We start from the raw sequence: 13198 nt of genomic DNA on the forward strand, positions 1-13198 counted from the left end.
CTCAGACCTCCTCACTCGCCGTCACCAGGCACGCCCAACCGCCGGTGACCGCGCCGTCGACCCCGGCGGCGCAGTGCACGACGACGAGTCCCGGGCACAGCTCACCGACCCACCGCTGGAGCTGCACGCGCAGCGGTGCCGGGTCCGCGTCCGCTGACGTGGACATCAGCAGCGGACCGGTGAGCCGGTGCCGGCGGCCGGCCTCGGCACCGACCGGGTTGGGAACGGACTGGAAGAACAGCGTCGGCGTCAGGACCTCCGGGTCCGTGCTCCCCCTGATGAGGTCCCCCAGTTCGGACTCGTACCCCGGGCTGATCAACATCAGGCCGCTGCCGTCCGGCAGGGCGGGACCGGGTGCGTCGGCGCAGCGCTGAACCAGGCCGTCGACCAGCGCGACCGCCAATCCCGCGAGCCTGCCGAAGGAGAACCCGGGCGGGTTCCTGACCGAGGCCGACCACTCCCGCCGGAACAGGTGGTGGGCGCGCAGGGGAGCGTGGACGATGTCGTCGGGTTGGAGGTTCGTCGCGGACACCGTCACCCGTCCACCACGACGAAGGCGATCGCGCTGTTCGCGCCACCGAAGGCCGAGTTCACCAGGAGCCCCCTGCCCCCCTTGACGGCACCCGGGCCGCAGTAGTCCCGCAGGGGAGTGCTGATCGGGTGCACCTGCGGTGGCACGTGCCCGTTCAGGGCGATCGCCCACGCCGCCACCAGCTCGACCCCGGCGGCGGTTTCGAGGCAGTGGCCGTGCACCGTCTTCGACGAGTACACCCGCTGCCCGGCGGAGACGAATCGGTCGTAGGCCGCCAGCTCGCTGTCGTCGTTGGCGGGGGTGCCGGTGCCGTGGGCGTTGACCGACGCGATGTCCGCGAGCCGCCAACCGGCCTCGTCCAGCGCCGCCATCGCCGCCGCGTGCACGCCGTCCCCCTCCGGGTGCGGCCGGACCGGGTGGTGGGCGTCGCTGCTCAGCGCGCCACCCACGAGGTGCAGGTGGCTGTTGTCCCACGCCTCGGCGATCATCCCGGCACGACGCCGATCCCCGATCAGCAGCACGGCGTGGCCCTCGCCGAGCACGACCCCGTCGCGCTCGGCCGCGAAGGAGTTCAGCTCGCCGGTGGTGCTGAGCGCGCGCCCCCGGTCGAACAGCGCGAAAGTCTGCCGGTCGAGGTTGCGCGCCGCCACGACGAGCACCACCGTCCCCGGGTCGCGTCGCACTGCGGCGGCGGCCTCGACGACGGCGGAGGCCGCCGCTATGCACGCGTTGTTGTGCGTGGTGGGCAGGCAGGTCGCGCGCACGGTCTCGACCGTGGCCCGGTACACCCGCGCGAGCGTGCCCAGGACCACCTCGGAGAGGGGAAGCGCGCTGAGCCAGGACGTCGCGAGGACCACGCGCAGATCCGCCAGCGGCACGCCGTCCACGACTTCCTCGACAGGGCCGACGAGGTGGTCGAAGCCCGTGCCGAGCGATTCGTCGACCACGGCGTGACGCGCGCGGTGAGCGTGCACCGGGAACCGCTGCACGGGCGCCGCCTGCGACTGTCCGTCGCGGAGCGCTCGGAGCAGCGCCGCGGCACTGCGCAGCGGTCCTGCGGCGACTCGGGCGCGCAGGACGCACGGCCGCTCCACGTCGGCGGTCACGGGCGAGCTAGCCGATCGAGGTTCGCGCAGATCGCGTCGACGGATTCCGCGCTCACCGCCCGCAGGGTCTCGTCGACCGTGGCGCCGACGACCGGCGCGAGCTCGGTCGCGAGCCACGCGCGCTCGAGCGACGTGAGCCGCTCGGTGCCCGAGACCTCGTCGACCCCGACACCCAGCGCCTCGGCCACCTTCGTCGTCGCGATCCGCCGCAGGGCTTCGGCGTCGGTCATGACGAAGTGCCGTCGGCGGGACCGCCGGAGCGGACGTGCACGAACTCGGCGAGTTCGACGACGGACAGGAGCCCGCCGTCGACGATCTCGTCGTCGGAGAGGGCGATGCCGAACTTGAGACCGAGGGCTTCCATGAGCTCGACGACGCCCAGGGACTCCACCCCGATGCCGGAGCTCCCCAGGGGCTTCGTCCGCTCGTCCTCCCCGATCTCGTAGTTGAGGTCCGACAAGAATTTCTGGATGAACCCTTCGATTTCGGCTTTGTCGCTCACGCACTCCTCCGATCCTGGTTCCTGAATCCCGAGGTCAGCGGCGGAAATCCCCAGAAGACGCGTCAACGGGCGAGCTTTCGCGATCGTCTCGGCAAGCTCCTCCTCGGGGTCGGAAAGCGTGGTGATCGCTCCGCCGATCCCGTACTCCCACACGCCGTCCCGCGCGACGACGGTGCGGATCACGATGCTGAGATCGACGGGACCGGTGAGCGAGAAATATCCGATCGACCCGGAGTAGATCCCGCGCGGACCCTCTTCGAGTTCGTCGATGATCTCCATCGTCCACTTCTTGGGCGCGCCCGTCATGGAGCCGCCGGGGTAGATCGCACGGACGCACCTCCCCGGTCCGGCGTCGGGCAGCTTCTGCGAAGTGATCTCACTCACCAACTGGTGAACGGTGGCGTAGCTCTCGACGTCGAACAACCGCGGCACCGCCACGCTCCCCGGCACGGCAACGCGACCGAGGTCGTTGCGCACGAGGTCCACGATCATCAGGTTCTCCGCGCGGTCCTTCTCCGAGGTCGCCAGAGCGGTGCGCAGTTCGGTGTCGTGCAACGGGTCGTCCGCCCGGGGGCGGGTCCCCTTGATCGGCCGCGACGACATCCTGCCGCCCGCGTCGACCGCGAGAAGCCGCTCGGGCGAAGTGCTCAGCAACTCGACCCCCGCGACGTTCAGGTACGCGCCGTAGGAGGTCGGGTTCGCGGCGCGCAGCGCGAGGTAGGCGTCGAGCGGCGCCATGCCCACCTTCGCGGTGATCATGTTGGTCAGGCAGACCTCGTAGGTGTCGCCCGCGGCGATTGCTTCCTGAGCGAGTCGGATCTTGGCGAGGTACGACTCCGGGGCGTGGCGCAGGCTCACGCCGTCGACCACCGGGGTCCGCGCGGCTACGTCGGCCGCCGGCACGCCGTGCAACGACGCGATGACCTCGGCCGTGGTGCGCGCCCACGCTGCCTGGTCGACGTCGACGCCCGCGGCCGGCATCAGCGTGAGGACGTGCGCTCGGCGGTGCTGGTGATCCAGGGCGATCGCACGATCCGAGAACAGCAGCGCCGCGTCGGGAACAGTCGAGCGGTGCCCCGCGCCGGGGCGGTCGTCGTTCTTGAGCTCGTAACCGAGGTAGCCGACCCAGCCGAGGGCGAAGCCCGCCAGGTCGGGCGACTCCACCGGGTAGGCGAGGTCCAACTCCTCGTCGAGCCAGTCGAAGAACGACTCGTGCCGGACCTCCACGCCTCTGTCCGCGGACCGGATGGTGACCGTCCGGTCCGCCACCGACGCCTGGGCGACGCGGGACCGGGAACCCCCTGAGCCGCCCATGTAGGAGAACCGGCCGGGTTGCTGCCGGTGGTCGCTGCTGTCCAACCAGAACGACGTGTCCGCGCTCGCGAACACGCGCCGGAACAGCTCGGCCGGGTCGAGATCGGCGTCGACCGTCGTGACCTCGACCCGCAAGCCCGTGCCGTCCGCGGGGACGGCCGGTTCCCGACGGGTTCCCCGCGCAGTGGGACCGACCGGCCGGACCGCGACCGGGCGCGTGGGCCCGCGCTGCCACCGGTTGGCGATCTCGACGAAGTTCGCGACAATCGTGTCGCCGTCCCTGGTCAAGATCGACTCCGGGTGGAACTGCACGCCCCACAGCGGGCGGAGCCGGTGCCGCAGTGCCATGATCGTGCCGTCGTCGGCCCAGGCGATGGCCTCCACCGACTTCGGCAGGCTCGTCACCTCCAGCGAGTGGTACCTGACGGCCTCGAAGCGGTGGGGCACATTCCGGAACAGCTCGTCGCCCTGGTGGACCACCGGCGAGGTGCGGCCGTGACGCGGGTTGGCGGCGCGGCCGACGGAGGCGCCGAAGCGCACGGCCAGCCCCTGGTGCCCCAGGCAGACACCCAGCACCGGGACGTCAGCCCGGTCGATCAACCGGGTGCAGTGGCCGAACGACCGCGGATCGTCGGGGTGGCCGGGACCGGGCGAGATGATGATCGCGTCGAAGAGGTCGACGTCGGCATCGAGCAGTGCCGGATCGTCATTGTGGAGAACCGTCGTGCTGATGTCCGGATGGATCGCCAGCTGGTGGACGATGTTGTAGGTGAAGGAGTCGTAGTTGTCGATGAGCAGCACCGAGGTCACGCGGCAAATCCCCCAGACCATTTATGGAAGAATCGCACCCTCACTCGTAGGCCGAAACATGCCCAGTCCGCCGGTCTGGACCCGCTGGCGCGACACCGTGCGCCGTCCTTTCTCCAGTATCACGCAGGGCAATCGAAATTCCACGCTACCAGCACGGTCGGATCGCGTCCAACAGATTGCTTCGGGACCGAATGTCGAGCTGAACGGCACTGCGGTCACCACAACGTCAACGGAAGCTCTGTTCCGGTGATTCCAAATCAGGTGGACAGGCACTTTCGAAGTAACATCCGGCGCTCGTGGGTTGTCCTAGTACGTGTCTACCCTTGTTGTCAAGGGGGGTTTCACTGCTCTGTTCAGGGCATGCCGGATGCGGGGCGATTGCGTAGTCAGACAACAAGGTGCTGAGCTGGGAGTTGCGGAGTGAATCTCCTATCACCGCACTGACCGCCACGACACCCTGCGTCGGCGGCCGCCGGCGCCTGTCACCGATGGTGAGCATGATGGTCTGCTGAACGAAGCAGATCCATACCGAGGGGTCTGCGGATGGCTAACGTCGAGCATTGATGGCTACCGTAATCACGGCTTTGGCATAGGGGGCAGCGTCTCGCTGGCGACGCAAAAGTTCGGGGGCGCCGGCCGGATATTGCGTAAAACCGAACCGGGTTTCTTCGAGTGCCTCTGCTATCCGTGGGGTTGACCCGTTTGACGGACAGGTTGATCCTCACCTGGTTGTACGGGGTCGGATTACTGGAGTCTCTGTCATGGCGGCGAGGGCACCTCGTCACCCCGGCGTCCGCCCCCGTTCCGACGTCGAGGACCAAGCATGCCAGTGTCCGTCGTGCCACACCCGACCACGCTCGCCGAGTGGATCGCCGCCACGGTCCCGTCGGGCATCCCGGCGATGGACGCCGCTCCTGTCGGGAGTCTGCGGTTCTTGTTCTATGGTCGGGCTTCTACCCGTGAACACCAAGGACCCACGCACCCTGCGGGCATGGCAGCTGGATGTCTCCCGCAGACTCACCGAGGGCACGGCGCGATCGTGGGGGGCGTACTTCGAGGTCGGGTGTTCCCGTCAGGTTCCTTGGCATTCGCGGTCTCGGGGGCGGCAGCGATGCTGCGCTGCATCGCCACGAACGCGGGCAAGGTCGACGCGGTGGTGGTCGGTGAGTACGAGCGCGCCTTTATCGACACCAATCAGGTGCGGGAGCCGCGGGCGGTGTTGGAGTGGTACGGGATGCAGCTGTGGCTGCCGGAGGCGGAGGGTCCGATGGACTTCGGCAACCCCGCGCACGAAGCGTTGCTGTCGCTGCTCGCAGCGCGTTCGCAGACGGAGGTGCTGCGTTCCCGGCACCGGGTCGTCACCGCGATGCGGATGCAGACCGTCGAGCAGGGACGCTATCTCGGTGGCAGGCCGCCCTACGGCTACCGGCTTGTGGACGCTGGGCCGCACCCGAATCGGGCGTTGGCGCGGCGCGGTGTGCGGCAGCAGCGGCTTGTGCCGAACCCGGCCATCGCTTCCACCGTGAAGCTGATCTTCTCCTTACGTCTGGCCGGGCACAGTGCCGCGGGCATTGCCCGTCACCTCGACGAGCAGGCTGTGCCCAGCCCGTCGGGTGGGGACGCGGAACGCATCCGGGGTCGGGTGGACCCCGGATGGTCGCTGCGCACAGTGGCGGAGATCCTGGGCAATCCCCGCTACACCGGCCGCCAGGTGTGGAACCGCACCAGCGTTGGCCGCTCGCCGAGCGGCCGACGGACGAGCGTCCGCAACAAGCAGCACGCGTGGGCGATCTCGGCCCGCATCGCCCACGTGCGCTGGTGTCCGAGCAGGACTTCGTCGCCCAGACCATTCAAGCCGCCCGGCACAGCACTGGCCAGGCTGCCGACGCTGGTGGCGGCGAGTGCGTCTATCTGTTGGCGGGCTGGCTTCAGTGCGGGTTGTGCGGGCGGCGGTAGGGCCCGAACCGCACACCGGGGGTACGGGGGTGTGCCAGTGGCCCGGACAGCACCTCGAACAGGCGGCGCATCGGCGCGCCGCCGAGTCTGCGGCGCAGATCCCGCAAGGCTTTCGCCGACGGCTCGGCCACCGCGAGACCGGCCAGTCCTCCGATCGGTTTCTGCCAGACCAGTCGGTGGCCGACCTCGGGGAACAGGCACATCGCCAACAGGAAGATCCCACGGCGATGAGGAAGGGCCCGACGGCGCTGTGCCGTCAGGCCCTTCGTCGGGTGTCAGGCGTTGATCGGAGGCTCGTGGTTGGCCCAGACCGCGGTGTAGGGACGGTTGCACAGCTCGATGACCGTGCCCCAGGGGTCCTGGGTGTAGACGACTTCGTAGTCCTTGTTGTGGAACAGGCGCCACACGCCGCTGAGCTGCTTGCCCCCGGCTGCCGCGATGGCCGCCGCGGTGGCCGTGACGTCCTCCACGGTCAGGCAGAAGTGGAAGATGCCGGTGCGCCAGTAAGCGAACGTCTCCTCGGCGGCCTCGGTGGCCGGGTCGGTGAACTCGAACAGTTCCACGCCCAGGCCGTCAGAGGCGGTCAGGTGGGCGATGCGCATGCCGTGCAGCCGCGGGCCGAACAGGTTGGTGACGAGGTTGCCGAAGTGGGAACCGTCGTCGACCACCTCCTCCGGCGGTCGGTGGGGGTACAGACCGAGCACGTCCCGGTACCACGCGAACGCCGCGTCGATGTCGGGAACGGTGACACCGACGTGGTTGAGCAGGGTCATGGGCATGGGCGCCTCCTCGCTGGGTGGTGGAAGGGAGCGGCCCACGCTGGGGCCGTGGGCCGCTCCTGGTTCGTGGTCAACCGGTGGTGACGCGGTGGCCCGAGGGGAAGCCGTGGGAGCGGGCCGACCAGACGATCGCCAGCGCGGCCAGTGCCATCACCAGCAAGGTCCACGGGAACGAGTCCGGGCCGACGCGTTCGAGCAGCACGCCTCCGAGCGCGCCACCGCCGGCGACGGCGAGGTTGAAGATCGTCACCAGCATGGACTGCGCCACGTCGGCGGAGTCGCCGCCCGCGTCGGCGATGGCGGTCTGCAGCAGCGTCGGCGCGCCGCCGAACGTCAAGCCCCACAGGGCCACGCCGACGTAGATCAGCGGTGTCCACGCGGTACCGGCGGCCAGGACGACCGCCGACACGGCGAACGCCGCCAACGAGGCGAGCGTGACCAGGCGCAGCCGCCGGTCCACGAGCACGCCGGAGATCCAGATGCCCACCACCGCGGCCACCCCGAACAGCAGCAGCATCAGCGGGACCTGACCGCCCAGGCCGTGCTCGGCCACGAACGGTGCGATGTAGGTGTAGAGCACGTTGTGGCCGAGGATCCACAGCAGGATCACGGCCAGGATCGGCCGGATGCCCGGCATGGTGAACACCTCGCGGATCGGCTTGCGGGCACCTGCCTGCTGGCCGGGGAAGTCCGGCACGGCCACGCGGATCCAGATCATCAGCACCAGCGCGACCCCGGACATCAGCCAGAACACGCCGCGCCAGTCCGCCAGCGACCCCAACCACGCGCCCAGCGGCACGCCCAGGGACAGCGCGATGGGCTGGCCGACGCCCACGATCGCCACCGCGCGGCCCTGCACCTGCGGTGCGACCATGCGGCGCGCGTACCCGGCGAGCAGGCCCCACACCACACCCGCCGCCATGCCGGCGACGAACCGCGAGGCCAGGGTGAGCACGTAGTCGGTGGACAGCGCCGTGAGGGCGTTGAACACCAGCAGCCCGCCGATCGCCAGTAGCAGCAACGGCCGCCGGTTCCAGCCGCGGGTGGCGGCGATGACCGGGACGGCCGCCACGACCGAGCCGATCGCGTACAGCGTCAGGAGCTGGCCCGCCAATCCCTCCGATACCCCGAGCCCTCTGCTGATCTGCGGCAGCAGCCCGGCCGGGAGCGTCTCGGTCATGATCGCGATGAAGCCCGCCAGGGTGAACGCCAGCAGCCCGAGCAGCGGCAGTGCCGCCCGTGCCCGCGTTCGCTCGGTCGTGTCGACCATCGGTGTTCTTCCTCCGTGAGTGGGTACGCCGGTGGGGTCAGTACCGGGGTGTCTTGGCCAGCAGGTGCCGACGACCCTCGATCTCGGGTTCGTAGACCTCCGCCTTCCAGTCCGAGGCGCGCACGGGCTCCATGGCTATGGAGATCGCGTCGCTGTCGACGCCGAACGCCTGCTGCACCGCGGTGCTGATGGCGTCGACCAGTCGGTCCTGCTTCTCGCTGCTGAGCTGCACGGGGAAGTGCTTGATGCTGACGTGCGGCATGTGGATCTCCTCCTCCGGCGTGCGGGTGTGGTCGTGGATGACGGCGGCCAGCCGTTCCACGTCGGGCGAGCGCAGGACGCTGTAGTGGTCGAAGTCGAGCTCCACGACCGCCGGCGGCCGGGGCAGCGAGTCGACCGCTTCCTCGAGGAACGAGTAGTCGTCGCCCCGGACCTTGAGGATCGTGATCGGCGCCTGGACCCGCCGGTGGAGCATCTCCTCGAAGGTGTAGCGGAAGCTGTAGGACAGGCGGACGATGGTGACGATCCGCCGGATGGTGTCGTGGTCGAGGCCCGCGAACCGCGCGGAGACGAAGTCGACGAAGTCGGCCTCGCCGCGGACCCGGGTGACGCACTCGTCGGCGTCGGCGCCGGCGAGCCTGCCCGCGAACACGGAGTAGAGCAGCCGCACGAACGCCGGGTCGCCGTACGGCCCGACCCCGTCGACCGGCCGCTCGCGCTGGACCGGCGAACCGGGTGCGATCAGCACCAGCTGGTCGACGGTGTCACCGCGCTGCTCCAGCTGGTACGCCGCTTCGAAGGCGACCCGCGCGCCGAACGAGTACCCCCACAGCGTGTAGGGGCCGGTCGGTTGCACCTGCTTGATCAGCGCGACGTCGTGGCGCGCCATGTCGGCGACCGTCCCGTCCGGCTCCTCGCCGGGGTTGATCCCGGCCGCCTGCACCCCGTAGAACGGCCGGTCGGCGCCCATGGCGCGGGCCAGCGGCTTGAGGTTCATCGGGTAGCCGCCCAGGCCCGGCCAGCACACCACCGGCCGGCCGGAGCCCTTCGGCTGGAGCGCGACCAGGCGTGACACGGCCTCCTCGGCGATGCGGTCCACCCGCCGAGCCAGGCCCTCGACCGTCGGCTCGTCGAAGATCAGCTGGATCGGCAGCGTCACGTTCGCCGACCGGTTGACCTCCTGCACGAGCAGCACCGCCAGCAGCGAGTTGCCGCCGGACTCGAAGAAATCGTCCAGCACCGACACGTCATCGGTCTTCATCACCTTCGCCCAGGCCGCGGCGACCTGGTGCTCGGCCGGTGTGCGCGGCGCGACCACGACCCGTTCCGCCTGGCCGGCCACCACCTGCGGGGACGTCTCCAGAGCGCGGATGTCGACCTTGCCGTTGGCGGTGTGCGGCAGCTCGTCGAGGACGACCACCCGGCCCGGGATCATGTGGCGCGGCAGGAACTTGGCGATGTCCTGCTTGATCATCTCGGCCGGGCCCATCGTGTGGACGGCGTCCTCCTTCATGCCCTCGGAGGCGATCTGCTCCTGGCTGACCCGGCCGCCGAGGAAGAAGTACGACGGGCCGGACGGCAAGCCGCTTTCGCGCAGCACCGAGGTGATCCGGCGGGCCGAAGGCAGGTCGTTGCCGGTCTCCGAGCTGTAGCCGGAGGACATGAAGCCGATGCCGAACGGGTTGAGCTGCAACCGTTGCAGCCGCCGGCCCAGGTCCACGTAGGCCGTCGCGGGGCCATCGGACCGGCTGATCAGCGAAATGCCCACGTCCGCCCGGTCGTAGACCTGCTGGTTGATGGCGATCACGTGCTTGCGCTGCACCAGCGCGTCGGAGATCCGGCGCAGTTCACCGTCTTCGTAGCGGTACTGCCCGGCCGCCAGGTCGGCGATCCGGTCGGGGTGCGCCTGCACGTAGATGTCGAGCGGGCCGGGGGCGACCCGTTCGGCGAAGGGCACCACGTCGTAGCCGCCCAGGTAGTGGTGGTCCTCGGAGGCGTGGAGCAGGCGCGGCACGGCCGGGTCGAACGTGGTCGCGCCGAGCCCCAGCCCCTCCTCGGGCAGGACCTCGTCGAACAGCCCAAGCATGTGCCCGGCCTCGATCCGCAGCACCTCCAGCACGTTGTTGCGGTAGACCGCCTCGATCGCCGACCGCTTGCCCAGCAGGTGCACGCGCAGCCGCGGCTCGCCCGCGGGCTCCTCGACCGGGGCGACGAGCACCAGCTCGTGCCGGATCGGGTGGTGGTAGTGGATGCCGGACGGCAGGCCGGGAATACCCGCGACCTCCACGTACAGCTGGGTGGCGTACAGCGCACCCGGCGAGGCGTAAGCGTACTTGGGCAGGATGCGCTGGTCGCTGTGGAACTGGCCGAAGTTGCGCAGGACCGCGCCGAGCCGAGCCGGGTCCACGTCCTCGACCCGGGTGGACGGCCGGTCGGGGTCCACGTCGTGGCGGAGCAGGCCGAGCAGGTCGGACGCGGTCAGCGGCCCACCGTCGAAGAAGCGGTAGGTCTTGCGCGCGAACGCGCGTCGCCGCTGCGCCGCCGTGCCGTACTTGCCGGGCAGCGGGAAGGCGGTCGCGCCCGGGTCGTCGTCGCGGAGCCCCAGGTTGGCCAACTGGGCGCGGACCTGCACGCGGCCCTTCTTGGACTGGTGGTGCGCGCCGTGGTTGCCCTGGTCCATCAGGGCCGCTTCACGCGGGTTCAGCTCCACGCACGCCACGAGGTGCTGCGAGTCCGTGCGTTCGTCGGGCCGGACCAGGACCGCCGCGTTCTTCACCCAGTCGTGGTTCTCGATCGCGACCCGGACCTCGTCCAGCTCGATGCGGTGGCCGCGCAGCTTGACCTGGTTGTCGACGCGCCCGACGAAGTGGAACACGCCGTCGGCGTCGCGGGTGACCAGGTCACCGGTGCGGTACAGCCGGTGCGCCGTCCCGTCGATCCTCACGTGCGCGAACCGCGCCTCGGTCTCCTCGGGGCGGTCGAGATAGCCGCGGGCGAGCTGGACGCCGCCGATGTGCAGCTCGCCGACCACGCCGTCACCGACGGGCGCGTGCTGCGCGTCCAGGACGTGGAACGTGGTGCCGGCGACCGGTCGGCCGATCGGGACGGAGGGCTGCTCGCCCTCCAGGCTGCGCGCGGCGACCACGTGCGAGGAGGCGTTGATCGTGCACTCGGTCGGGCCGTACAGGTTGACCAGGCGGCAGTCGGGCAGCACCTGGCCGAACCGGGCCGCGAGCTTCTTCGACAACGCCTCGCCACCGCTGAACACGGCGCGCAGCGACGTGCAGCGCTCGAACAGCTCGTCGTCCACCAACGCCTGCAACAGCGTCGGCACGCACTGGAGGTCGGTCACATCGTGCTCGATGATCGACTCGATCAGGCCGGACGGGTCGCGGTGCACCCCCGGCGCGCCGACGACGACCCGGGTGCCCACGGCGAGCGCGAGCGTCTCCCACTGGGCGGCGTCGAAGCTGACGGGCGTCTTGCGCAGGATCGTGCGGCTCGGGTCGATCCCCATCTCGTCCCGCAGCCAGAGCATCTGGTTGGCGATGGCGCCGTGCTCGACCACCACGCCCTTGGGCCGGCCGGTGGTGCCGGAGGTGTAGATGACGTAAGCGGCGTCGGACTCCGCCGGGCGGACCCGCGGCGGCGGCGCGGTCGCGGTCGTCGTGTCGTCCAGCGTGATCACCGGGATGTCGTGCGGCAGCAGGTCCGCCAGCTCGGCGCGCAGCGCGAGCTCGGTGACGATCGCGGCCGGCCGCGAGTCGGCGATCATGTACGAGACGCGGTCCTCGGGGTAGTCCGGCGCCAGCGGCACGTAGGCGGCGCCCGCGAGGAGGACACCCCAGGTCGCGGTCACCTGCCCGGTGGACGGTGAGAGGTAGAGGCCGACGAGATCGTCGGGGCCGGCTCCGGCCGAGCGCAGCCGTTCGGCCAGGTGGGCGGCGCGTCCCGTCAACTCGGCGAAGGTCAGGGCCTGGTCGTCCGCGATGACGGCGAGGTCGTCGGGTCGGGTCGCGGTCTGGTGCAGAAGCATCTCCGGCAGGGTGGGCCGGAGCGCGGGTAAGTCGCCGATCGTGCCGGTCTTCTGGTTGCTCGAACTCATCGCCCTGCGATTCCTGTGGTCGAGTACGTTAAGTGCGGGTTGGTGGGGGTGGTGCCGTTGGTGCGCTCCGGCAGATGGAGGTGCCGTTCCAGCAGGCTGCCGAAGCCCGTGATCGAGTCGTGCACGCCGCCTTGGCGCAAGGCGTGCCAGTACAGGGCCACGTTGTTGGAGAGCACCGGCTTGTCCAGCCACGCCTCGGCGGCCGTCGCGACGCGGGCCATGGCGACGTTCGTGCCGACCTGGACGATCGCCTGCACGTCGGGTCCGTCGACCTCGCGCACCGCTTGGCGCAGGCGCGCCTCGGAGACGTGGGCGATCTGCGCGGGGCTCGTGCATCCCAGGCCGGTGATGTTGACGACCTCGTACCCGCTGTCGGTGAAGAACCGGGACACGGGGTCGTCGCCCAGGGGCAGGTACGGCGTGATGACGGCGATGCGGCGCACGTCGCCGTAACAGTCGAGGGCCGCCTTGATGGCGTCCGGGCTCATGGTGACCGGCAGGCCGCCGCCGATCGACCGCATCGACTTCAGGATGCGGCCGTGGCTCTCGGGGCCCTCCCAGTAGCTCTCCGGCGACACGGCGATGACCAGGTGGTCCGGTGCGCACGTGACGACGGCGCGGATCGCGGGCTCGGTGGACGACCGGATGCTGTGCATCACGTGGTCGAAGCCCGGCTTCTCTTCCATGGAGTCGTCGTGGATGAACATGCGCGCGACGTGGTTGGTCACACCGGGCACGCGCAGCGCGTCCATCTCCGGCTGGCAGGACGTGTTGGTGGACGGGATGATCACTCCGATTTTGAATCTGTAACCGAGTTGGTCGGT

9 protein-coding genes and 1 pseudogene are annotated in these 13198 nt (G+C 70.1%); 1 reads left to right on the forward strand and 9 read right to left on the reverse strand.

Translation table 11 applies throughout. The features are described 5' to 3' along the window. Position 1 precedes the first annotated feature (1 nt). Genes EDD40_RS00720 through pabB form a run of 4 tightly spaced genes read right to left on the reverse strand, consistent with a single transcriptional unit; the run spans position 2 to position 4264 of the window. Complete coding sequence (locus EDD40_RS00720) at positions 2-538, reverse strand: hypothetical protein (RefSeq protein ID WP_123741168.1); 537 nt, start codon at positions 536-538, stop codon at positions 2-4. Further along, positions 535-1638, reverse strand: coding sequence for a beta-ketoacyl synthase N-terminal-like domain-containing protein (locus tag EDD40_RS00725; protein WP_170184888.1), 1104 nt, complete (start codon positions 1636-1638; stop codon positions 535-537). Before EDD40_RS00725 ends, EDD40_RS00720 begins: the two co-directional genes overlap by 4 nt. Beyond that, on the reverse strand, positions 1635-1868 hold the full coding sequence (locus EDD40_RS41295; protein WP_170184889.1) for a hypothetical protein: 234 nt from the start codon (positions 1866-1868) through the stop codon (positions 1635-1637). The genes EDD40_RS00725 and EDD40_RS41295 overlap by 4 nt, the downstream gene beginning before the upstream one ends. Then, positions 1865-4264, reverse strand: coding sequence for an aminodeoxychorismate synthase component I (gene pabB / locus EDD40_RS00730; RefSeq protein ID WP_246037304.1), 2400 nt, complete (start codon positions 4262-4264; stop codon positions 1865-1867). Before pabB ends, EDD40_RS41295 begins: the two co-directional genes overlap by 4 nt. 1372 nt (positions 4265-5636) lie before the next feature. Here pabB and EDD40_RS44690 point away from each other — a divergent pair. Next, a pseudogene (locus EDD40_RS44690) lies at positions 5637-6044 on the forward strand (recombinase family protein); the annotation flags it as partial. Positions 6045-6192: 148 nt separating this feature from the next. Here EDD40_RS44690 and EDD40_RS43010 read toward each other — a convergent pair. From EDD40_RS43010 to EDD40_RS00760, 5 genes are all read right to left on the reverse strand, one after another. Then, complete coding sequence (locus EDD40_RS43010) at positions 6193-6480, reverse strand: transposase domain-containing protein (protein ID WP_123741171.1); 288 nt, start codon at positions 6478-6480, stop codon at positions 6193-6195. A 15-nt stretch (positions 6481-6495) separates the two neighbouring features. Then, positions 6496-6999: a VOC family protein gene (locus tag EDD40_RS00745; protein WP_123741172.1), complete on the reverse strand. Its 504-nt coding sequence runs from the start codon at positions 6997-6999 to the stop codon at positions 6496-6498. 70 nt (positions 7000-7069) lie between these two features. After that, on the reverse strand, positions 7070-8269 hold the full coding sequence (locus EDD40_RS00750) for an MFS transporter (protein WP_123741173.1): 1200 nt from the start codon (positions 8267-8269) through the stop codon (positions 7070-7072). 37 nt (positions 8270-8306) lie between these two features. After that, a complete protein-coding gene (locus tag EDD40_RS00755) occupies positions 8307-12374 on the reverse strand; it encodes an amino acid adenylation domain-containing protein (RefSeq protein WP_123741174.1) in 4068 nt (1355 codons plus the stop codon). Next, complete coding sequence (locus tag EDD40_RS00760) at positions 12371-13165, reverse strand: maleate cis-trans isomerase family protein (RefSeq protein WP_246037305.1); 795 nt, start codon at positions 13163-13165, stop codon at positions 12371-12373. The genes EDD40_RS00755 and EDD40_RS00760 overlap by 4 nt, the downstream gene beginning before the upstream one ends. Positions 13166-13198 lie beyond the last annotated feature (33 nt).

The organism is Saccharothrix texasensis (genome assembly GCF_003752005.1).
Taxonomy (GTDB): Bacteria; Actinomycetota; Actinomycetes; order Mycobacteriales; family Pseudonocardiaceae; genus Actinosynnema; species Actinosynnema texasense.

Excerpts from the sequence above, each read along its gene's own strand:
- EDD40_RS41295 (WP_170184889.1), bottom strand. The coding sequence starts at position 1,868 with ATGACCGACGCCGAAGCCCTGCGGCGGATCGCGACGACGAAGGTGGCC.
- EDD40_RS00750 (WP_123741173.1), bottom strand. The coding sequence starts at position 8,269 with ATGGTCGACACGACCGAGCGAACGCGGGCACGGGCGGCACTGCCGCTG.
- EDD40_RS00745 (WP_123741172.1), bottom strand. The coding sequence starts at position 6,999 with ATGCCCATGACCCTGCTCAACCACGTCGGTGTCACCGTTCCCGACATC.
- EDD40_RS00755 (WP_123741174.1), bottom strand. The coding sequence starts at position 12,374 with ATGAGTTCGAGCAACCAGAAGACCGGCACGATCGGCGACTTACCCGCG.